Origin of the sequence: Calothrix sp. NIES-2098 (assembly GCF_963875125.1) — a bacterium.
GTDB lineage: Bacteria > Cyanobacteriota > Cyanobacteriia > Cyanobacteriales > Nostocaceae > Aulosira.
In genome coordinates this window covers 4499299-4523053 of record NZ_CAWNKJ010000001.1, presented here as the reverse complement: position 1 = coordinate 4523053, position 23755 = coordinate 4499299, and the positions used below count along the sequence as shown (strand labels likewise).

Below are 23755 nucleotides of genomic sequence, written 5' to 3'. Positions count from 1 at the left end.
TACGTGGCAAATTGATATCAACTTGTAACAACCGACTTTTTGCGGCTGGGACGCTTGCGGTCTGATTTTTTCTTCAATCCTACTGCTTGTGCTTGATCGCTATCTGAGCCATATTGTCCGCGGACAACTTCTTTCATCGCTAATATCGCATTATGGAATTCCCATTCTGCCAATCTCGCAGCATCAGCAGCCGCACGATAAAAAGCTAGTTTCTCAGTTTCCGCTTTTTGCTGCACAATCATCGCCTGATAAGCTTGCTGTAGGTGTGCAACAGAAGCATCAGCACGGGATGTGTCATAAGTGTCGATGGCTTGCAAACCGTTCAATGAGTCAACATCTTGACTAATGATTATAGGGCGCAAACGATTTGTTGTGTTTTGAAGAACCATAGATAGTTAAGTAGTAGACTATATATTTAATGTGCCCATTACAACAAAAAAAATAGCAGTAAGCTGAAATATTCAGCTAAAACAAGAAGAGAGAGAGTTGGTAATGCTTGGCTAGTCTATGTTTTGCCATCACAGCCCGACGCGTTAATATAACAGCCCGATGTTTTGCCATCACAGACCGACGCATTAATATAACAGCCCCATGTTTTGCCATCACAGCACGGCGCGTTAATATAACAGCCCGATGTTTTGGCATCACAGCCCGACGTGTTAATATAACAGCCCAATGTTTTGGCATCACAGCCCGACGCGTTAATAATACAAGCGTGAAGTGCTGCTATTTAGTTGTAATAATATGGCGATCGCGCATGGTTGCATTGTGTAACAAGGGTAGAAAAAGCGATCGCTCTTTTTGTATACTGCATTCGCTTTAGTGTAATACCAATTCAAATAATATTGGCGACAGATAAATTCTTTGTAGTGGCACGGCACCCACCATACCTGTCAACTTAAGCTAAAAGCTATATACGGCGCGTGTTGTACAAAAACCCTCGCCCTCATCCCCTCACCCCTTCTCCCCCAAGAGAAGGGGAATTAAATCTCTTGCTCCCCTCTCCCGGTGGGAGAGGGGCTGGGGGTGAGGGCGAAACCTTGCAACCAAACGGGTTTCACGTTAAGTTGACACCAATGGGCAATGCCGTACCCTTACCCATCCGTCTAAAATTTGAGCTTATACTAATTACTCATACAGCTTAAGCAACAATTTTAGCCCTTAATCAGTCAACTTCCTGCATGAACGTTGATTTTCAACATTACCTAGAATCAGTCTGCGACACTTACCAACATTGGTGGCAAAAATACACCATTACAGATGTAGAAGGGCGTAGACAAAACTCACCGTTTGAGGGCTTGATGGTAGCAACAGTGTCGCCAAAGCAAGACAACCGAGGTGACACCCAGGAGAAAACAGAACGCTTACCAGTGCAGGAAGGGTTACGTAAATATGCAGAGAATCATGTATTACTTGTAGGGAAACCAGGTTCAGGCAAATCTACAGCCTTAGCGCGGCTGTTGTTGGAAGAAGCAGAGAAAGCAAAATCTCTAGGCGATTCGGGGTGCATACCCGTGCTGGTGGAGTTGCGGCAATACACAACTTCTGTGCTAGATTTGATACAAAATTTTTTGCATCGGCATGGATTATATATAGATGTAAAAATCAAAACCTTGTTGCGTAACCGGCAATTTTTGCTGCTTGTGGATGGGGTAAACGAGTTACCCAATGATGAAGCAAGGCGGGAGTTAAAAACTTTTCGGGAAAATCACCCCAAAACGCCAATGATTTTCACTACGCGAGATTTGGGGGTAGGTGGCGATTTGGGAATTGAGCAAAAGCTGGAAATGCAACCCCTAACGGAGGAGCAGATGCAGCAGTTTATCCGCGCCTATTTGACGGAAACAGGTGAGGAAATGCTACAGCGGTTAGGTGAAAGATTGCGTTCCTTTGGGGAAACGCCTTTGCTGCTGTGGATGCTGTGTGAGTTATTTCAACACACAAACGATATACCGCCAAATTTAGGTTTGGTGTTTCGACAGTTTACGCAATTTTATGTCGGCAAAATCAAAGATGATGTTCGAGTAGTTGAGGAGTTGCGCGGCTGGTGGAAGCAATCATTAGAAGCATTGGCTTTCACCATAATGCAAGGAGAAACGCCAACAGAATTGCGAGTCATCATTGATAGGCTTGAGGCGGAAGAAATTTTGACGAAGTTTCTGGAAGGAAAAGTTGATTATCCGCCTACTCGCGCCAAAGAATTGCTGAAAGATTTACTCAAGCATCATTTAATCCAAATTAGTAGCAATGAAAAAATAGAGTTTCGCCACCAGCTGATTCAGGAATACTACGCTGCGGAATGCCTACTTCAGAAGCTTCCCCATATTAGTAATGAAAAGTTGAAGCGGGATTATCTCAATTATTTAAAGTGGACAGAACCTTTAGCGCTGATGTTGGCTTTAGTGGAGAAAGAAGCGCAAGCAGTAGGGGTGGTGAAGTTAGCTTTAGAGGTAGATTTGAAGTTAGGGGCAAGGTTAGCGGGGGAGGTGAGGCAAGATTTCCAAGCAAAAGCTATTGATTTAATTACAAATTTAACTATTCCTGAATTACTTAGGATTGAGCTTTTAGATATCACTCGCTCTGAGTATGTTGTAAATTATTTAGATTATTATTTACAGTCAAAAATATTAGATGATATTCGTATTAATGCTGTAGATATTTTGGTTAAAATTGGTAATAAAGCCGCAATAGATATCCTAAGTAATCTTGTAAATGATGAAGAATATTATATTCGCTATCAAGTGATAAATGTATTAGTTAAATTTAATAATAAACTTGCTGTAAATAATCTTATTTCTGCTTTAAAAAGTAAACATCCTGACGTTCGTAAAAGAGCAGCATCAGAATTGGGAAAAATCGGTAACTTATCTGCTGTTAATCCACTAATTGATGTCTTAGATGATGAAGATGAAGATGTCCGTTTTAGTGCAATGACTGCATTAGATGAAATTGGTACTGAAGCTGCAATTTATGCTATAAAGTCTTTACATATTTACAAACTATTCAAATTGTTTAATAAAATCAATTCTGTTGATATTGGAAACAAATATTTAAATTCTAATAAGTCTAATAAAAATTTTTCCACTCCTGGTTTAAAGGATGAATACCTTGAGATTGATATCCACAAAAAATTAGAAGCTAGTGAATATGAGAAACTGATCAAAGATGGTATTTCTTTATTAAATCATCAAAAAAGCGATGTTCGTGTAGCCGCTACTAAATCTTTAATCAGATTAAGTAACAAAACAGCCATTTATTTATTAATGAATGCATTACAAGATGAAAATTCGGAAGTACGTTGGAGAGTTGCAGAAGTATTAGCACAAATTGGTAATATAGCATCACCTGCAATTAATGTTCTGATTACAGCTTTACAAAATGAAAACTCAGAAGTTCGTTGGAGAGCCGCAGAAGCATTGGGGAATATAGGTAATAAAGATGCAGTTAATCCCCTAGTTGCAGCCTTACAAGATGAAAAATCAGAAGTTCGTTGGAGAGCAGCAGAAGCATTAGGAAAAATCAAAGATAGCCAGGCGATAGCACCATTGATTAGTGCTTTGCACGATCAAGATCCTTTGGTGCGTACTCTTGCCACAGAAGCATTAGGAGAGATTTCTAGTTCTGAAATACTTCCTGAAATGTGGAAGTTACGATTAACAGGGGTAGACGATGCAAAGCATGTCATTTCCAAGATTCAAGAGCGTTACAAGTTTTATAACCATAAAATTTTTCATTCCCCTTCAATTGAAAACGCAACTCAAACAGAATTGAAAATAATGAAATACCAAGACTTTCAAATATTAGTTGATAAAAATCACCAAATTCGCGCCTCTTCAGAACAAGGTGATGTTTCGGCTGAATTCCGCTTAGACATGAACGAAATTGAACTAGCCTTAGAACTGATTGAGTTGAACAAAACAAATGATAAATTACTCAAAAAATTAGGAAACCAACTTTACCAAGCGCTGTTTCCCAACCAAATTAACGCTCGCTTCCATGCCACAATAGCAGGGGCACAAGCAAAACAAGAAAGCGTTCGTTTGCGCTTAATATTTCAATCTCCCCAATTAGCCGCACTCCCCTGGGAATTCCTCTATGACGCAGAAACCAATACCTTTTTAGGAAACAACATCCAAACAGTGCTTTCTCGCTATATTGATGTTCCTCTGCTAAAACGCGATATCAAAACCGCTAAGTTACCCCTAAAAGTGCTACTCGTCATTTCATCTCCTACTGACTTAGCTCCATTAGACGCAACTGGCGAAGCAACGCTGATTAACTCAGCGCTGGAAACACACATCAACGCAGGTCAAATAGAATTAGATATTATCAAAGAAGCTACCACCCGCAACATTAATCAAAAGCTACGCGAAAAATCCTATAATATATTCCACTTCATCGGGCATGGTGTTTTTAAAGACAACAAAGGCTACATTGCCCTAGAAGATGACAATAAGCAAGCTAAATTGATGGATGAAGAAAGTTTCGCCAATTTCTTCTTAGGCTACCGTAGCTTGGGGTTAGCTGTACTCAATTCCTGTCAAGGCGCAGAAGTGTCAGAACAGCAAATCTTTGCCGGAATCGCACCCAATCTCGTACAACGAGGAATCCCTGCGGTAGTGGCGATGCAATATTCTATCCGTGACACCACCGCCAAGATTTTTGCTGATGAATTTTACCGCACCCTGGCTCTCGGCTATCCTGTAGACGCTGCTATCCAAACAACCCGCAACGCCATCTCTCAAGAAATCGGATTAAATCAACGCGATTTTGCTACACCAGTACTTTATATGCGTGCAAAGGATGGCATCATCTTGGATTTTCACAGATAATATCTCGTCGATAACGCACGCTACTAGCGTGACACGCCTAAAATGTTGCAAAAAAATAGACCTCTTGCATGAATCTTTACCCTCACCCTAAATCCCTCTCCCATGCTTGGGAGAGGGACTTTGATATCGGCTCCCCTTCTCCCGAAATTGGGAGAAGGAGCTGGGGGATGAGGGTAAGTTTTGTATTCGTGCAAGAAGTATAATGTAGGTTGGGTTGACGTAAGGAAACCCAACCCCAGCATCTATATTGAGTTTCTGAAATTTATGTTGGGTTGCGCTGCGCTTAACTCAACCTACTCACCTTACATATACTGTTTTCAGCCGATGCATTAACAATGTAGGGCGATGCATTAACAATGTCAGCCTATGCATTCAAGATTGCCTTGTTTATGGGTAATTATTTTGCTTGCGTTGCACAGCTTGCCGATAGGCATCGCTAATATACTGATTATTCATACAGCTTCAGCAACAATATTAGCTTTTAATCAGTCAAATTATTCAATCAACGCTGATTTTCAAGACAAGCTAAAAGCTGTGTGTAACACCTCCCAATTGATTCAAGCCTTGCAAGATCCTGATTCTAAGGTGCGTAAAAATGCCGCAGAAGCATTAGGAGAAATCAAAGATAGCCAAGCAGTAGCACCATTGATTCATGCTTTGCAAGATTCTAATTTTTGGGTACGTAGTAGTGCCGCAGCAGCATTAGGAAAAATTCAAGATAAACAAGCTGTAGTACCATTAATTCAAGCTTTGCACGATCCTGATTCTGATGTGCGTAGAACTGCCGCAGAAGCATTAGGAGAAATCAAGGATAACCAAGCAGTAGCACCATTAATTCAAACCCTGCAAGATTCTGATTTTTGGGTGCGTAGATATGCCGCAGAAGCATTAGGAAAAATTCAAGATAGCCAAGCAGTAGTACCATTAATTCAAGCTTTGTACGATCCTGAGTCTTGGATACGTAAATATGCGGCAAAAGCATTAGGTAACTTCAAAAGCAGCCAAGTGCTAACATTATTAATTGAAGCGTTGAATGCCCAAGATTCTGATGTGCGTAGCAGTGCCGCACAAGCACTAGGAAAAATTCAAGATAGTCAGGCGGTAGCAGCATTGATTCAAGCTTTGCACGATCCTAATGATGGGGTGCGTTGCGCTGCTGTAGAAGCATTAGGAAAAATTCAAGATAGTCAAGCGGTAACAGCGTTGATTCAAGCTTTGCACGATCCTGATTATTGGGTGCGTTGCACTGCCGTAGAAGCATTAGGAAAAATCAAAGATAGCCAAGCGGTAGCAGCATTAACTCAAGCTTTGCAAGATGATGATGCTGATTTGCGTTTTAGTGCTATTTATGCATTAAGAAAAATTCAAGATAGTCAAGCGGTAGCATCATTGATTCAAGCTTTGCAACATCCTGATTCTGAGGTACGTAGAATTGCCGCAAAAGCATTGGAAGAAATCAAAGATAGTCAGGTGTAGCACCAGTTCCATTGCCTCAAAGAGGGTTCCCGCAGGGTAGAGTTGCGATCGCAATGACTGTAAATATTCTTGCTCATCTACTTAACACACACTGAGAAACAGCAAATGCGATCGCTCATCCCATATACTGCATTAAGCCGCTAGCCTGCGGCTACGACTTGCAAGTATATGTATTAGCATCACAGCCCGACGCGTTAATATAACAGACCGATGTTTTGGCATCACAGCACGGCGCGTTAATATAACAGACCGATGTTTTAACATCACAGCGCGACGCGTTAATATAACAGACCGACGCGTTAACATAACAGCCCGATGTTTTAATATTGCAGGCGGCTGTCTTTTGACCAACGCCAAACTAATTTACTACATTAATTCTACGTGCAATTGCTCAGACACCAGCTTTCGCACTGACTGCGATCGCATTTTTATCTCTGCGTTGAGGCGATGAGGAAGGAAAGCAATCTGTCCTCTCGCTTGCCATCTCAACAATGCAATAGATAGCAGATATTTGACTGTAAGACGAATGATTCAACAAATTTATTGTTGTAGTATAATTGTAATACAAACTCAAACTGATTGCGCAAATGAATGAGGCGTTCAAGGGGCAATAGCCTGAGATTTTATCATTCCTAAATTTATGTGCTAGAAATGTGGGCACGCGATCGCGCTGTAATTCTTTGTAATATGGCTATTTTTAACCATTTTTTGGATATCTACAGTTTTTTTAGGCTGTATTAAGGCAATATCACACAAAACAAAAAACAATAAATTATCGGAAAAATTATCATAACCATGACACCAGCAGACCTCAAAGCTTACCTTGATAACTTATTGAGTAAAAATCTATCTCTCAGTACGATGATTTGGGGCGCGCCTGGGATTGGTAAATCTAGCATTGTGGCTCAACTTGCGCGCAAACATCAAATCGATTTTGTGGATGTGCGCCTGTCTCAACTTGCGCCTACAGACTTACGCGGTTTACCTGTAGCTGAAAACGGTATTTCTAAATGGTATCCGCCGGAATTTTTACCTCGTGATAGTAAAGGTATTCTATTTCTCGATGAATTAAATATGGCTCCCCCAGCGATGCAAGGTGTAGCGCAACAGCTAATTCTTGACCGTCGCGTTGGCTCCTATGTAGTACCGGAGGGTTGGTTTGTCTGGGCTGCTGGCAACCGTAAAGAAGACCGTGCAGCCGTGTTTGATATGCCTTCGCCCTTAGCTAACCGCTTTTTGCACCTGCAAGTCGAAGCGGATTTTGATAGTTTCAAAGCATACGCTCTATCTACAGGAGTTCACGAACAAATAATTGCTTTTCTTTCTTTCCGTCCCAGCTTGTTGCATAAAATCGATCCTCAGCAGCCATCTTGGCCTTCCCCCCGTTCTTGGGTAATGGCGAGTCAATTACACGCAGCCGGACTGGATATTACACCTGCTGTAGGGGTGGGAACAACTGCGGAATTTAATGCTTTCATTGCACTGTATCAAAACTTACCTGATTTAACTGATATCTTTTTGGGTAAAGCCGAGCAAATTAAATTTCCGACTGAACCATCTGCTCGTTATGCAACAACTATAGCTCTAGCCCTCCGCGCCGAATCAGCGAACCACGCACACAACGCCTTCACCTGGATTTCCCAAGCAGCAGCAATGGAATGGGTACAGTTATTTGCAACGGATTTATTCCGCAGTATGCGCAGTAAAAAACAAATTGGTGCGTTAGCGCAGTTAGTACAAAAAGACCCCAAACTTCAAAAATTTATGCAGGACTTTCAAGAGTTGATGGGGCTATGAGGGAGTGTGGGGAGTGTGGGGAGTGTGGGAAGTGTGGGGGGCGTGGGGAGAAATGACCAATGACTAATGACAACTTAGAAAAATTAATTAGCGCTTCTATGCTGCGGTTGCGAATGAAGTCGCCGTTTTTTGCAACTTTGGCATTGTTTGCACGAGTGTTAATTACCGAAAGCGTTCCTACTGCGGCTACAGATGGGGAAGATATCTATATTAATGCAGACTTTGTAAGTTCGCTCTCCTCTCCCCAACTCGACGGCTTATTATTACACGAAGTCTTGCACGCCGCCTTGCTCCATGTTCCCCGTTGTGGTTCTAGAGAACGCAAGTTGTGGAATGTCGCTGCTGATATTGTAGTTAATGGAATGATTGCCCAGCAGCACAATTTTGAACTTCCTGCGGGTGCTTTGCGCGACTACCAGTTAGAGCATTTAAGCGTAGAAGAGATTTATGAACTGCTACTGAAAGACCATAAAACTTGTCCTCAATGCGAAGCTGACTTATTGCATGAAGCCGTAGATGGGAAATCTTGCGGTAGTTTAGATCAAGCGCGACAGAAAGCTTTAGAAACCCATTGGCGAAATGCGATGCAACAGGCGATCGCAGTTGCCCGTAGCAGTAATAATCAAGGTAGTATCCCAGCAGGAATTCAGCGAGAACTCACAGCAGTAACTCAAGCACAATTAGATTGGCGTTCTTATCTCTGGCGCTATTTAGTGCGCACGCCCACAGATTTTACAGGCTTCGACCGTCGCTTTATCTGGCAACGGCTTTACTTAGAAGCATTTGAAGGTGAAACAGTGCAAGTATTTGTCGCTGTTGACACCAGTGGTTCTGTAGGCGAGTCAGAACTGCGGCTTTTCTTCAGCGAGGTTGTAGGAATTCTCAATTCTTACCCTCATCTTAAGTGTCAACTTTATTACGTTGATGCCGAAGCTTATGGCCCTTATGAACTTACCACAGATAGTCCCCTTCCCAAACCTGTAGGTGGTGGTGGAACGTCTTTTGTTCCTTTCTTTGATAAAGTCAACGAGCAACATGACTGGTACAGTAGTGGTGTTTGTGTTTACCTCACAGATGGCTATGGTACATTTCCTCAACAACCACCAACTCTCCCCGTGTTGTGGGTAGTTACTCCTGGTGGGCTAGACTTAGAACAATTCCCCTTTGGTGAAGCTGTAAGACTATTGTCTGTATAGTCAAAACATCTTTTTGTTGGAAATCTTGCTATGTCAGATACTCCTGATTCCTTAACTCAAACCGAACTGCTCTCTCTACTAGCAGAAGGTGTTGCTGTTTGGAATGAATGGAGAGCAAATGATTTACAACTTTTAGAATGTATACCTGAAGAAGAATTTAGTGAATATTTAGCGTTGAATTTAAGTGAAGTCAACCTGAAGGGAGCTAACCTTAAACGAGTCAACTTTCGCCAAATAGATTTAAGTTGGGCAGATTTAAGCGGTGCAGATTTAAGTGGAGCTAAACTCTACAAAGCTAACCTTAGCGGCGCAAATTTGAGTGGTGCAAATTTGAGTAATGCAAATCTCAATGGTGCAAACTTAACTGCGGCTATTTTGCAAAGTGCAAATCTTGATGGTGCAAACCTCAGCCGCACAGATTTAAGTGAATTTGATTTTAGCCAAGCTATCCTGCATAAAGTAAATTTTTTGAAAGCCAATCTCACCAAAGCTAACTTTAGAAAAGCGAATCTTAGTAAATGCAAATTTACTTATGCAAATTTAGAAGCAGCCGACTTTCACCAAGCCGATATGAGTGGCGCAAAACTAGGCGGAGCTAAGTTAATTAGAGCTAATCTCAGCGAATTAAATCTGACTGGATTAAACTTGAGCAGAGCAGATTTAAACGCTGCCAATCTTACCAAAACTAATCTCATAGCAGCAAACCTGAGTGGTGCAAATTTATATGACACAAAAGTTAGTGGCGCAAAATTTAACAAGGCTAATTTGTTTAATATCATCCTGCTAGCACCTGACCTCAATGAAGCTGAATTAAGCGGAGCTAATTGGAAAAACTCTCAGCTTTGGGGATTTAATTTTAGTGGATTTAATCTTAATGGTATTAACTTCAGCGGTACAAAACTCAGAGAATCAAACTTTTACAAAACAAATCTAATTGGCGCTGATTTCAGTCAAGCAGATTTACAAAGTGCAAATTTTCAAGAAGCAAACCTTTTAGGTGCTGACTTCAACCGAGCAAATCTGATGAATGCAAACCTCTTAGGTGCAAATATCTTAGGTGCTGAACTTAGTAGCGCTAGATTAACAGGTGCAATTATGCCCAATGGGACGAAGTATAAGTAAGATGAGGGAGTATGGGGAGTGTGGGGAGTGTGGGAAGGAAGGACAGAAATGCCCACCAATGACAAATGACAACTGACAAATGACTAAGCAACAACGTTGCATTGTTTGCAAAGCAACTTTTTCACAACCACATAACTTTTACACTGGACTCTGCGTTGAGTGTGGGAATCTCAACTACAGCAAACGTCAGCAAACTGCTGATTTGCAGGGGATGATAGCTGTTGTCACAGGCGCTAGGGTAAAAATTGGCTATGCTGTAGCCTTGAGATTGTTGCGAGATGGTGCTGCTGTGATAGTGACAACTCGCTTTCCTCACGATGCAGCGAAACGATTTGCAGCTGAACCAGATTTTCAACAATGGCGAAATCGTTTGCAAATTTATGGGCTAGATTTACGTCATCTCCACAGTGTTGAACAATTTACTCAACATATCCTGAAATTTTATCCTCGACTCGACATCATTATTAATAACGCCGCGCAAACAGTACGCCGTCCGCCTGCTTTTTATCAGCATTTAATTGAGTTTGAATCATTACCTTTGCAGAATTTGCCTCCAGAATTGCAAGCTTTGGTTAGTCATACTCGTACATCAGATAATTTGACTCCAGGGTTAACCAATCAAGAAGTACAATCAGAAAACTCAGCTTTTCTCTCGCAAATTCCCCTGATTCCCGAAGATAAGGAAGATAATTCCGCTTTATTTCCCCCAGGAATGTATAGCGAAGATGGACAACAGCTTGACCTGCGCCCGTTTAATAGCTGGTTGATGAAAGATGATGAAGTGAGTATTTTGGAATTATTGGAAGTGCATATAATTAATGCGATCGCACCTTTTGTCATTAATAGCAGACTCAAGCCTTTAATGAGCCACCAAAAAGAAAACTCCAAATATATCATCAACGTTTCTTCAATGGAGGGACGATTTAACGACGTTGATAAACCTTGGCGACATCCCCACACCAACATGGCAAAAGCTGCACTCAATCAAATGACTCGCACCTGTGCCAAAGAATATGCGAAACACCGTATTTTTATGAATGCAGTAGACCCAGGATGGATAAGCTTTCAACATCCTTATCAGCAAGCAAAATCCATGCAAGAACGCGGTGTAAATCCGCCCTTTGATATTATTGATGCGGCTGCACGCATATGTGACTCCATTTATTTGGGAATCAATGAAGGAAAAACCCCTTTTGCTAAATTATTCAAAGATTATATGGAAATAGACTGGTAACACGAACGGAGACGCGAGGACGTGGAGAAATAACTAATGACAAATGACCAATGACTCTTCCAAGGCAGTGTAGCTTAATGGTAAAGCGCGTGTCTCATAAACACGAATGAAAACCGTTTGATTCGGTTCATTGCTACCAGCAACGTAGTTCAAACAGTAGAATTCCTTGGAGTTTACCGGGAGATGCGGGTGCGAATCTCGCCGTTGCTATTTTTGTGACAATAGGATATCTATTTACCTGGCAGTGTAGCTTAATGGTAAAGCGCGTGTCTGCTAAACACGAATGAAAACCGTTTGATTCGGTTCACTGCCACCAGCAACGTAGTTCAAACAGTAGAATTCCTTGGAGTTTACCAGGAGATGCGGGTGCGATTCCCGTCGTTGCTATGATTTGAGAGAGTAGGGTATGAATTTACCTGGCAGTGTAGCTTAGTGGTAAAGCACCTCCCTTTCACGGAGGTGACAACCGTTTGATTCGGTTCGCTGCCACCAGCAACGTAGTTTAAATAGTAAAATTCCTTGGAGTAGACCAGGAGATGCGGGTGCAATTCCCGTCGTTGCTATGCAGAATGTATGATTTCGTCTACTGCTGCACAAGCTTTGTGGAAGCGTTCTTCCCAGGAACCGCTAATGAGAACGTAGCGCCTATTTCGCGATCGCAATTCTTGAATACAGCGATCGCGAAATTCTATTCTCATATGAGGTAGGTAGCGCTGATTATCATCAACCCAAGGCACATCTACATCTAGCACCAGATACAAATCATACTGGCGCTGTTCTGCTTCACGATAAATCCACTGAGGGCATTTACCAAACAGCACATCACTCCAAATGGTAGTTGTTATCAAGTCAGTATCGCAGAACATGACGCGGTTTGCCTGCCTAGCTAATGCATCTTCAGAAGCAATCTGTCCCCTAGCAATCATTTCGATGTCTGCAAAATCACATCTACCTTCTTTAGGATCTAGCCAACCACGGGCATACTCGCTAACGTAAACTGTGTTGTAATGCGCTGCCAAATTCTGCGCCAAGGTTGATTTACCTGTAGATTCCGGCCCGAAGATGCAAACACGGCGCAGGAAATAAGGACGGACACAAGGCGGGATATAATGCCAGTGAGCGATCGCATTCTCTCTTACCTTCGTTCCTGAAATTGGAACAAGACTACGAGCCTGGTCTACTGGAATATAATTTGCGCCCAATATTTCTGCCAACTTCCAACCATAATCTTCCGATGCAAATACATAGTCAGGGCCAGTTGGTAACACCCGGCGAATAGTATCATGCCAAATCTGCCAAAAATCCGGGTGTTCCTGTGGTTCTTGAGGATTTTCATCAGTTACATGCACCACATTCACATCGGGAAACATCTCTCGCATCCAACCATAGCGGAGATGTCCGGGAATTGGCTCAGATTTAATCGAGCAAACTAAAACTGTGAGATGGTTAACATAGTTGCGGGCAAAATCAACAAGGTACTGATGTCCCAAATGCGGCGGCATAAATTTGCCGAGAATCATACCAGTAGCCGCTTTTTCCAAGCCTTGTTCCATGTTAAATATCCCAGCACCGCTAACACAAGAAACACCGCATACAGCCCAGTTGTAGGGTAAAGTTTTTTAACTGCATAAACCCCAATAGCCAGTATATCTACTGTAATCCACAGTAGCCAGCACTCTAAAATTTTCTTCGCCATCAACCACTGCGCAACTAAGCTGATAACAGTAATGGCAGCATCCCAGTAAGGTAATGCTGCATCGGTGTAGCGATGCATAACAAAACCCAGGCTGAAACTACCTGCAATTGCTACTCCACCCCAAACTATTGCACCCAAGCGGGTAATACGAGTTACATGAAGTTCACCTCTATCTTTTCCACCATGTAGCCAAGCGTACCAACCGTAGATTTGCAAAAAGACATAAATCACTTGCAGAATTGCATCTGAATACAAACGGGCTTCGTAGAAAATGAAGATGTACAGAAACACCATCACCAAGCCTGTAGGCCAGCACCAGATATTTTCTTTAACAGTTAACCAAACACTGATTAAACCAAACAGCGCCGCAATAATTTCAATTTGACTCATTAGGATAAAGCAATAGGCAGTGGACAGGAGGTGAAGCAGTAGCAGTCTTAGATGCAACTTCGATAAACAAGAGAAAAAATTTACACTGGAATTTTAATGCTAAATTCTGTTCCTTCACCCAGAACAGATTTGCAACTCAGTTTTCCACCATGAGCTTCTTCAACGATTTGACGGGCGATCGCTAGCCCCAATCCTGTCCCTTTTCCTACAGCTTTGGTAGTAAATAAATGGTCAAATATTTTTGATTTTACTGATTCACTCATTCCCTTACCATTATCAGTAATGGTGATTTTAGCTAAATGATTCTCTATCGAAGTTGTAACGATAATTTGGTTAGTGTGAGCTTTGATTTGTGCAAAATCTCGTCCAATATTCGCCTCTTCTAATGCATCAATAGCATTTGCCATAATATTCATAAATACCTGGTTTAATTGCCCAGGAAAACATTCTATTTGTGGTAGATTACCGTAGTTAGTCAATACTTCAATTGCCGGACGTTGTTCATTGGCTTTGAGACGATGTTTGAGAATAAGAATAGTGCTATCAATGCCTTCGTGAATGTTAAAAGGCACTTTGTAATCTTTATCAGCACGGGAGAAGGTGCGAAGTGAAGTGCTGATATTTTTGAGCCTGTCACATGCCATAGTCATGGAATCAAGCATTTTGGGTAAGTCTTCTAAGCTATATTCCAAGTCAATTTCTTGAGCATGTTCTGTGATTTCTTCATTTTGCTCTGAGCAAGTTTCTTGATAGAGTTTTAAGTGCTCCACAATATCAGCGATAGTGGGTTTAGCTTGTTTAATACTGGCAGCAATAAAACCCAAAGGATTATTCATTTCATGAGCGACACCTGCAACTAAGTTGCCCAATGCAGACATTTTCTCACTTTGAATTATTTGTAATTGCGCTTGTTGCAAGGCAAGTTCTGCTTGTTTGCGATCGCTAATATCCATCATCACGCCATCCCAAACGATCGAGCCGTCGGCTTGCCGTTCCGGTCTTGATGCCGCCTGCACCCATTTCACAGTGCCAGAGGTGGTAATAATGCGCCATTCCTGCTCAAAAGCTGTGAGAGTCTCGGCAGAATCAATGAACGCTTGGGTGAGGGCTGGGCTATCTTCTGGATGTTCGAGCATCCGAAAATGTGCGATACCTGTCAAGAAATCTTCGGGTGGCACTTCATATAGAGCCGCGCAGCCCGGACTAATGTAGGGAATTGAAACAGAACCATCGGGAGCGAGGCAAAGCTGGTAAATCATGCCAGGAAGATTATCCGCCAGCTTTTGAAAGCGGGCTTTGCTGGCACTCAGTTCTCCTAGCATTTGTTGGGCTTGCTCATAAAGACGAGCATTTTCCAGGGAAATTGCGGCTTGAGCGCAAAGTAGATTGAGGAGTTCCACGCGTTCGCTCGTGAACGCCTCTGTAGTTAAATTATTCTCTAAATATAAAATCCCCATCAACTTGCCTTGATGCAAAATCGGGCTACACAAGATACTTTTAGGCTGTTGACGCACAATATACGGGTCATTGGCTAAAAGCGGATCTGCTGTCGCATCCATCAGGACAACAGTTTGATTGCTGTGCTTGACTTTGTAAATTAGTTTGTGGGGAATATCTTGACTATCTTCAACCCGAAGGTTCTGCAACACAACTGGCTGTGTTCCCTGGGAGATAGATCCTTTAATTAACAGGCGATCGTCTCGTAACAGCATTAATACACATTTATCAGCCCCCGCATTTTCGATGACGATTCTTAGTAACGATGCAAGCAATTTTTCCAGTTCGATTTCACTGGATATAGTATGGGAAGCTTTGAGAATCGCTTTTAAATCTAGGGTATCGGAGACACTGCTGCTAGAATTGGCAGAAGTGGAAGTGACAGTCCCCACAGCAAAGATAGTTTCATGAGTGGAAAGGGTCGAACGAGTTTGCTGTAATACTGGAGCGAGTAATTGGGGATAGCGTTTTTCTAAATCAGCGACTTTGGCTTTTGCACCCCAGCGAGCATAGCCATAGTAAGCTTCAATCATGTACTCCCCAGCAATGCGCTGTTTACCCCAATCTAGGTAAAACTTTGCTGCTAGTTCGTTGCCAAGGGCTTCATCCTGGATATATTCGTTGGCTTTAGCAAGAGAAATTGCCTGGTCATATAGCTCAATTGCTTCGGTTTTTTGTCCTAAAACTCGACATTTTTCAGCTGCTACCAAATCAACCTTATGCTGATAGTTCATTGGGGCATAGTGCGCCCAGTGCTGTAAAAGAGTTTGGTTTTCTGCTACTCGCTCTAATGCGGTTGATACTTCGCCTGAGCGTTGAGTCAATTGTGCTAGAGCAATCAAAGAATCATAGAAATAAAATGCAGGTTCGCCAACTGTACTTGCACCTCCCATGAAATAGTTTCTGCACTCAAGCGCAAGGTTGTTTGCTGCCTCAACTTCCCCAAACAAAAAGCCAAGGGTCAACTTATATGAGTAAAACATATATAAGCCATGCCAATCATTTGCAGACCGCAGCAGAGGCAGAAATTCTGTCTCTTGGAGTGCAGAGCTAGAAAAAATAATGGGATGCTCTGCAAAATCCAGTAAATTTAAAATTGCTTGCCAATAGATCAGACAGGCATTTGCCGATCCTAACTGCTTCAATTGCACTAAAGCATGATAGTAATTGCGTGTATTTTGCTCCAACTCAGCAAGGGGTTGACCGCAGTAAAAAGCATTCCGGCAGAAAGTTTGAACACAATATCCAGCATATTCAAGGTTGCCAATCTCTAGCCCCAGCGTGTAGCCCTCCTTCAAGACGGGTAAAGTTTCTGCAATGTGATAGTTTCGGTGGAGAATATAACCACCTAGCAGCAAAAATACTTCAGGTTTCGGTGCTTTATCATCGAATTTTGAAGCGAGATGCAATGCTAACTGGCCAAACTGTGCAGCTGAATCTATATCTTTCTTGATGTTACAGAGAACCAGACTGTAGCAAGCATAGTTAGTAGCAGAAACAGAGATGTTTCCGTGTCGTAGAGATAATTTGACGACCAAGGTCGTTAATAATGGATACAAAAGAGAGCCACAGCTGTAAGCAGTTGCCATGATACTGCTGGCGATTTGGGTAATGGCTATTTTGTTGGCATCGGTCATGACAGGGAGATCGGCAAAATCTTCAACTTTTTGGTCGTCAATGAATTCGCTAATTTCTTGGATTGATTGCTGAATATCTGCCATTGTGGGTGATTCGGTAATCTTTATCCCCAATTGTTGTAAGAGATTAATGCCGATGCCCAATACTTCAGTAAATTGCATTTGGGAAACCTTGGCTTGAATCCTAATGCGGTAAACATTGACCTTTTCTAGTAAGTCATGAGCCTGTTCGATGACAATATTAATGAACTGTTCCATCGCCTCAAAATCACCGCCCAGCATTGCCACTTCTGCCGCTACTTCATGGAAAGCGATGGTCATTTCATAGTGCTGTTGCCAAGCTTGCTCTCCCAACAAAGATAATCCCGCGGTGGCATATTCACGGGCTGCTTGATAGGCGGTTGAAGTTTTGGCTTTGCGGCAGGCAATTAAATTGAGTCGAGCTAATTCTTCTCGTTCTGTTAGTTGGGTAATTAAAGCAGTTCCGTGATTTAGTTGATTGACGATTTCAAAAATCCGGTCTTCTCTTGCTTGTGCGGAAATCTGTTGCAGCAGTAGCTTTCCGATTTGGTAATGAGTTGCCTGTTTTTGGTCATCGGGAATTAGGGAATAGGCGGCTTGCTGGACGCGATCGTGTAAGAATTTGTAAGAAACTGTGATTTTTCCTTGGTCATTTGTGAGGCAGTGCGTTGGGGAGACAGCGCTGTGGGCGGCTTTGCCGACTTGAAGCGACTGTTGTCGGGTTCCCCGACTTGTAGACGCGCTCTGCGCGGCTTCTCGCAGAGTAGCAACTGCCGTTCCCCGAAGGGGTTCTCGAAGAGTACCCGTAAGGGTCATTTGTTCGCTGTTGTCTAGTGACCAATGACTAATGACTAATGACTCTTGTTGATAAAACTTATAAATATCACCAATTGGTAAAATCAACCCTTCTTGCAAAGCTTTCCACAAAGCCGCAGCCGTCTCAATTTCTGATTGCTGCGAAACAATTGCCAAAGTTACTAAATCAAAAGAGTTACCAATACAAGCAGCTAACTGCAAGACATCTTGAGTCGATCGCGGTAATTTTTGCAGTTGCAAACTCATGAAAGTTACAACGTCATCTGTAACTGCTTGAGCCGTCACTTTTGATAGATTGCATTGCCAACAGCCTAACTCAAAGTCAAATTGAATTAATCCATCTTGATGTAATGCTTTAAGAAACTGTGTGGCAAAAAATGGATTTCCCTTGGTTTTTTGATAAATCAATACAGAAAGATCCCATGCTACATCTTCTGAACATTTGAGCGTGTCAGCTATTAACTTATTTACTTGCACTTGACTCAGTGGTGCTAAAGTAATTGTATTAATATTTGCTTGTGATTTCGCAATTTCATCCAAAGTCAACATTAATGGATGTCCTGTGTTGACTTCGTTATCGCGGTATGCACCAATGATAAAAAGATTACTTGTATCAGCCATTAATAGCTGCATTAACTTCAGCGATGCCGAATCTGCCCATTGCAAGTCATCCAAAAATATTACTAAGGGATGTGATGCACTTGTAAAGACTTGGGTAAACTTGTGAAATGATAAATTAAAGCGATTTTCTGCCGCTGTTCCTGATAACTCTATCGCTGGTGGTTGTTCGCCAATAATTCTTGATAGTTCGGGAATGACTTCAATAATTACTTGACCATTTTCACCAACAGCATCTAATATTTTAGTTTTCCATTGCTGAATTTGGACATCACTTTCTGTTAATAATTGTCCCATCAAATCCCGAAATGCCTGCACAAATGCAGATAAGGGAATGTTGCGTTGAAATTGGTCATATTTGCCTTTGATAAAATAGCCCCGTTGTCTGACAATCGGTTTATGCACTTCATTCACAACCGCAGTTTTACCAATCCCTGAAAACCCAGCAACGAGAATCATTTCGGTTGCGCCAAGACTTACTCTATCAAATGCTTGCAGCAGGGTTTGAACTTCAGTTTCTCGTCCATAGATTTTGTCAGGAATAAGGAAGCGATCGCACACATCCCTTGTTGCGATTTCAAAACTCTCAACCCTACCAGTTTTTTGGAGTTGCGCTAAACAATTTTCTAGATCGTATTTCAATCCCAATGCACTTTGATATCTATCTTCAGCATTTTTCGCCATTAATTTGCTGATAATTCGGGAAATGACCGCAGGAATTTTGGAATTTATTTCATGTACTAATGGGGAAGTTTGAGCTAGGTGACAATGCACTAATTCCATTGGGTCATTTGACGCAAAAGGTAATTCTCCTGTGAGTAATTCATAAAAAGTTACACCCAGAGAATAGAAATCTGTGCGATAATCAATCCCGCGATTCATTCTCCCTGTTTGTTCTGGAGAAATATAAGCTAGTGTTCCTTCCAACACATTGGGATTAACTAGAGTTTGTGTTTCTCGTGGTAATAAAGATGCAATACTAAAGTCGATTAGTTTAACTTGTTTGGTTTCGGGATTAATTAATATATTGCTGGGTTTAATATCTTTATGAATAATGCGTAGGCTTTGCCCGCCGCAGGCATCGCGGTAGAGTATATCTAATGTATTGCAGAGTGCCACTGCTATTTGTAAAAATTCCTGTAAAGACGTTATATGTAACGTCTCTACGTTAGCAAAATAATTTTTGAGAGAAGTCCCGCCAAAGTCTTCCATTACCAGTGCATAACCATTTTGGTAAGGTTCGAGGCTATAGGTTTGAACAATCAAAGGTGAGTTGAGATTTTTGGCAATGGTGTACTGATTGCGAAACGACAAGAGTTCATGGAAGCTGGGATAAGGATTTTTTAGTAGTTTAATGGCTACTGGTAATGAGTCAGTTTCTCGAACTGCTCGATAAACTAGCGTTCTGGAACCATTGTAGAGTTCTTCAATGATGCGATATCCGGGAATACTAACAAGAGTGCTAACCATATTGCGCTCATCATAGTCATTTATCGATCTAGTATTCCCAGAGATATCAAGTCATCTTTAAGCCAAAGGCAAAATTTACATGGGAAGTTTAATGAGAAATTCAGTACCTTCACCCAAAACAGAGTTAAAACTCAATTTTCTGCCGATTTTTCCGAAATTTTGATGATAGATTTCAGCATTCTTATCCTCAGTTTTTAACTAACCAATCGGACGATTGCCTGGATTTACCGCATGAATGTATTCGCTACCAGAATGCGGTCTGCCACGTTTATAATATGCTTCTTCTGGTTGACCCCAACCTAACTGCAAAATTATTTCTAAAAAGTTGGAATTTTCCCATTTCCATAAACTTGCCCATTCTGTTCTTTGAGCAATTCTTTCTACATCAAGTTGGTTAATTTGTTGATATTGTTTGCTGTTATTAAAACTCAAATATAAATCCATTTCTAATGTGACTTCATACCAAAATTCCAATATAGAATTTTTGGCAGATTGTAATATTTCTAAGTCAGGACTCAGCGCAATTAACTCACTATCAATTTTGGGATAACGCACAGTTTTACCTTTGACATTCACTTCATGCCAAACAATTCCTGACACTCGATTTTCTCTTTGATAGTCGTGAATGGCAGCTTTAAAATCTTGATAGGCAGTGAACTTTTGCAGCCCATCAGTTCTGATAAACTGGTCAATTAAAGGATTGCCTGAGACTGTTACTTCTAACTTTAGGCGTTCTCCTTTGAGACAAGCTTGACGTTCGGCTGCCAAAATTTGGATGAGTTCTTCGGTAGTATAAACCTTTGACATCAGAACACACTCTAATTAGTCATTGGTAATTAGCCATTAGTCATCTATTAAGGACTATAGACTATGAATTAAGTTTCTCTATTGTTAAATCAGATTATTTAAAGATTATCTCTTGGCAAAATTGGCAATGTAGTATCAGATATCACGAAAAATTTGGGCAGACCAATTTGGTCTACCCCCAAAGTTACTTACTTAACTCACTACTAAATTCATTGAAGGAACGCCGCTTTAACTGTACTGATTCAGTACGAGGTAGTAAATCAAACACTTCACGAAAGCGATCGTCTATTTCTTCAAAAGGTACTTGACCCTGCTTATTTAAAACTACTTTACCTGATTGATCGAACACTACAACTTGTGGCACAACTCCAGAGTAATAATATCTTGGATCGTTAGGGTCGTCAGTTTTTTGAGATGGGATCGTATCTACACTGACAGGGATAATCTCTGCTGCCTTACCGTAGAATTCTTGTACCCGTGAAATTGTAATGGCGTATTCCTTACAATCTTTGCTGTCATCAACATAATAAGCCAAAAATGCTGGTTTATGCTCTTTTAGGGTTTGTGCTAGTGTCTGCTTGGAAGGAACTAGCGAACCATTACCAGCATAAACTACGAAAATGTTGCCATCATAATTGTCATCCTTAATACCAGCAAACGCTGGTTGGACATTGAGGATTAACAAGCACGCAAGTAGCACCAGAGCTTTAGAAATCAATTGTTGCCAATTAGTTTTTTTATGTAAAAAAGGAAACTTTAAGCCATTCATCAAAAGAAACCTTGAGAGCTACTATTTTGTGAGTTTGTGCTGAATTCAGCAAGCAGCGCTGGATATATGATTACGTCCTGGCACCATTTTTTAAGATAACGCCTTTGGGGACGGGAAGGGGGAGTGTGGGGAGTGTGGGGGGTGTGGGGAGACAAGGGAGACAAGGAAGCAGGGGGAGATGAGGGGAAGAAGAACAAATGCCTAATGGCCAATATTCAATATGACTGGCTTTTTGAGCAAGGATTCGCTACACTCACAAAATTAATTTAAAAGTTAAGTTATTAGCTACTGTGGAAAACAAAATACAACTTATAGATAGATTCAGACTTGGTTTGGCGGTGTCGGTGGCGAAAAGCGTGACTTTTATGGTGCGATCGCTCCGTCTGGGTGCTGCTAGTGTATTACCAGGCTCGATTGCTCGTAAAATCGAACCTAGGCTGTTGCAATTATTGAGTCAGCAGGTAAAGCAAGGGGCAATTCTCATTGCTGGGACTAATGGTAAAACTACTACATCGCTGCTATTACGAGAAATTCTCGAACGCAAAGGCTACCGCGTGGCGCATAACTCTACAGGCGCAAATTTGGAAAATGGCTTGATGACAGCGCTGATGGACAACGCCAGCTTAACAGGTAGCTTAGATGTTGACTATGCCATTTTAGAAGTTGATGAGAATATTTTACCTAGGGTATTAGCACCAATTCAACCAAAGCTGATTCTGTGTTTAAACTTGTTTCGCGACCAACTCGATAGATACGGCGAAGTCGATACTATTAGTAAGCGATGGGGACGTGCGATCGCTACTTTATCACCTGACACTATCGTAGTCGCAAATGCTGACGATCCCACAATCTGCTATCTCGGTCAACAATTATCCCAACAGCGAGTTTCATTTTTCGGTTTGACTGAACCGGAGAATTATTTAGAAGCAATTCCCCATGCTGTTGATTCTATCTATTGCCCCAGATGCGGACAAGCTCTTGACTATAAAGGCGTGTACTTGTCTCACATGGGCGAATATAGCTGTGCTAATTGCGGCTTTAGTAGAAGTCAACCCAGCCTCAACAGCAGCGAATGGCCGCAAATTCTTGTCGGCTTGTACAACAAATACAATACCTTAGCTGCTGCCACTGCTGCCCAAGAATTAGGAGTTGATGAGGCGACTATCCGCGATACCATTCCCAACTTCCAAGCAGCTTTCGGTCGTGCGGAAGAATTGGAAATTAACGGGAAAAAAGTGCGGATTTTATTATCAAAAAATCCTGTTGGGACTAATGAAACAATTCGCGTAGTCACGGAAAGTACAGATAAAACTACTTTGCTAGTATTAAACGATCGCGTGCAAGATGGCGAAGATGTATCTTGGATTTGGGATGTAGATACAGAGAAACTAGTCCAGCGTGGAGGTACTTTAGTTGTAAGTGGCGATCGCGCTTATGATATGGCCTTACGTTTGCGTTACAGCGATCCCAATCCTGAAACTAATTTTAATCTAATTGTCGAAGAAGATTTACGCGATGCTATTAACACAGCATTAGCGCGTACACCCAACAACGAAACGCTGCATATTTTACCCACATATACAGCGATGTTGAATGTGCGTGAAGTGTTAACTGGGAGGAAGATTCGGTAATAAAGAATGGGGCATTGGGCATCGGCAAGAGTAACTTTTCCTTGTCCCCCTTGTCCGCCTTCCTTCCAATTTATTGCAACTTAACCGCTGCACGCTGAATTGGCAGCACCTCTTCTAAAGTCAACTCATGGTCAGCTGTTAGATGGCTGCTACAGCAAATAGTACTAAAGAAAACTTTTTGACCAACTAATTCTGAAAAATGCTTTTCTAAAAGTAAGCGGGAGGTAATATCTCCTAATAATTCCGAAAGGTCTTTAGTGAGTTGGTCTTTATCGTCACGGTGAACCATTCTAAATTTAAACTTGGTTTCACCTACTAAATCTTTAACAGCTGAATCAAAATTATCTTTCTTAGCTTGAACGTAAGCAAAAGATTGTTCTTCCAAGAACTTCCATGCTTCGGGGAAAATCTCACGAATTTTTTCGAGATGATTCTCAGTTTGGTAGACTAATGTAGCAGTTTTACAATCCATACAGTAATTTTTCAGGTTGTGAAACAAACCTATGCCAATCTGTAATCTTACGGCTCCACAGGAAAACTGAAACTGATTTTTGAAATTCCCTGGTAACTCTTTTGGGATTATCGGCAAAATGTTACTGCAAAACTGTTACATAAAATACGAATAAACATAGCAACTAAGCCAAATGTGCGATATGCTGACCCAAACTCTAGATATAAACCGGATTCTCTGACAATAAAGAGAAAAAAATATGAGCGATCTTAGTTAGGCATTAGACTCTATGAAC

At 41.5% G+C, this 23755-nt stretch carries 15 protein-coding genes and 3 tRNA genes; 10 read left to right on the top strand and 8 right to left on the bottom strand.

Features of this window, described 5'->3' with window-relative positions; genetic code table 11:
- Window positions 1–17 precede the first annotated feature (17 nt).
- Both AACU33_RS18865 and AACU33_RS18860 read right to left on the bottom strand, forming a co-directional pair.
- Window positions 18–389 (bottom strand): hypothetical protein, encoded by a 372-nt coding sequence (locus tag AACU33_RS18865; protein ID WP_096590116.1) that lies wholly within the window; start codon window positions 387–389, stop codon window positions 18–20.
- A 76-nt stretch (window positions 390–465) separates the two neighbouring features.
- Window positions 466–687 carry a hypothetical protein gene (locus AACU33_RS18860; RefSeq protein ID WP_096590115.1) on the bottom strand — a complete coding sequence of 74 codons (222 nt, stop codon included), beginning with the start codon at window positions 685–687 and terminating at the stop codon, window positions 466–468.
- A 494-nt stretch (window positions 688–1181) separates the two neighbouring features.
- Here AACU33_RS18860 and AACU33_RS18855 point away from each other — a divergent pair, with 494 nt between their 5' ends.
- From AACU33_RS18855 to AACU33_RS18815, 9 genes are all read left to right on the top strand, one after another.
- Complete coding sequence (locus AACU33_RS18855) at window positions 1182–4832, top strand: HEAT repeat domain-containing protein (protein ID WP_096590114.1); 3651 nt, start codon at window positions 1182–1184, stop codon at window positions 4830–4832.
- Between the two features lie 366 nt (window positions 4833–5198).
- A complete protein-coding gene (locus tag AACU33_RS18850; RefSeq protein ID WP_096590113.1) occupies window positions 5199–6308 on the top strand; it encodes a HEAT repeat domain-containing protein in 1110 nt (369 codons plus the stop codon).
- Window positions 6309–7103: 795 nt separating this feature from the next.
- Window positions 7104–8105: an AAA family ATPase gene (locus AACU33_RS18845; protein WP_096590112.1), complete on the top strand. Its 1002-nt coding sequence runs from the start codon at window positions 7104–7106 to the stop codon at window positions 8103–8105.
- A gap of 59 nt (window positions 8106–8164) precedes the next feature.
- Window positions 8165–9301 carry a vWA domain-containing protein gene (locus AACU33_RS18840; RefSeq protein ID WP_096590111.1) on the top strand — a complete coding sequence of 379 codons (1137 nt, stop codon included), beginning with the start codon at window positions 8165–8167 and terminating at the stop codon, window positions 9299–9301.
- Window positions 9302–9331: 30 nt separating this feature from the next.
- Complete coding sequence (locus tag AACU33_RS18835) at window positions 9332–10423, top strand: pentapeptide repeat-containing protein (RefSeq protein ID WP_096590110.1); 1092 nt, start codon at window positions 9332–9334, stop codon at window positions 10421–10423.
- A 79-nt stretch (window positions 10424–10502) separates the two neighbouring features.
- Window positions 10503–11657: an SDR family NAD(P)-dependent oxidoreductase gene (locus AACU33_RS18830; protein ID WP_096590109.1), complete on the top strand. Its 1155-nt coding sequence runs from the start codon at window positions 10503–10505 to the stop codon at window positions 11655–11657.
- A gap of 63 nt (window positions 11658–11720) precedes the next feature.
- Window positions 11721–11796 (top strand) — tRNA-Met (locus AACU33_RS18825).
- Window positions 11797–11897: 101 nt separating this feature from the next.
- Window positions 11898–11973, top strand: a tRNA-Ser gene (locus AACU33_RS18820).
- 102 nt (window positions 11974–12075) lie between these two features.
- Window positions 12076–12149, top strand: a tRNA-Glu gene (locus AACU33_RS18815).
- 68 nt (window positions 12150–12217) lie between these two features.
- On the opposite strand, the gene AACU33_RS18810 is transcribed toward AACU33_RS18815, so the two are convergent.
- The 5 genes from AACU33_RS18810 to AACU33_RS18790 all read right to left on the bottom strand — a co-directional run bounded on the left by AACU33_RS18810 (window position 12218) and on the right by AACU33_RS18790 (window position 21378).
- On the bottom strand, window positions 12218–13210 hold the full coding sequence (locus tag AACU33_RS18810) for an AAA family ATPase (protein ID WP_339376136.1): 993 nt from the start codon (window positions 13208–13210) through the stop codon (window positions 12218–12220).
- Window positions 13174–13743 (bottom strand): nicotinamide riboside transporter PnuC, encoded by a 570-nt coding sequence (gene pnuC, locus AACU33_RS18805; protein WP_096590107.1) that lies wholly within the window; start codon window positions 13741–13743, stop codon window positions 13174–13176. Before pnuC ends, AACU33_RS18810 begins: the two co-directional genes overlap by 37 nt.
- Window positions 13744–13823: 80 nt before the next feature.
- Complete coding sequence (locus tag AACU33_RS18800) at window positions 13824–19802, bottom strand: trifunctional serine/threonine-protein kinase/ATP-binding protein/sensor histidine kinase (protein ID WP_339376135.1); 5979 nt, start codon at window positions 19800–19802, stop codon at window positions 13824–13826.
- A 198-nt stretch (window positions 19803–20000) separates the two neighbouring features.
- Window positions 20001–20609: a hypothetical protein gene (locus tag AACU33_RS18795; protein ID WP_096590106.1), complete on the bottom strand. Its 609-nt coding sequence runs from the start codon at window positions 20607–20609 to the stop codon at window positions 20001–20003.
- 184 nt (window positions 20610–20793) lie between these two features.
- Entirely contained in the window at window positions 20794–21378 is a 585-nt protein-coding gene (locus tag AACU33_RS18790; protein ID WP_096590105.1) for a thylakoid membrane photosystem I accumulation factor, read from the bottom strand.
- A gap of 290 nt (window positions 21379–21668) precedes the next feature.
- On the opposite strand from AACU33_RS18790, the gene AACU33_RS18785 reads away from it, so the two are divergent.
- Complete coding sequence (locus AACU33_RS18785) at window positions 21669–23009, top strand: Mur ligase family protein (RefSeq protein WP_096590104.1); 1341 nt, start codon at window positions 21669–21671, stop codon at window positions 23007–23009.
- A 70-nt stretch (window positions 23010–23079) separates the two neighbouring features.
- Here the strand turns inward: AACU33_RS18785 and AACU33_RS18780 are convergent, their stop codons facing one another.
- Window positions 23080–23481 carry a hypothetical protein gene (locus AACU33_RS18780; RefSeq protein ID WP_096590103.1) on the bottom strand — a complete coding sequence of 134 codons (402 nt, stop codon included), beginning with the start codon at window positions 23479–23481 and terminating at the stop codon, window positions 23080–23082.
- Between the last annotated feature and the right edge of the window lie 274 nt (window positions 23482–23755).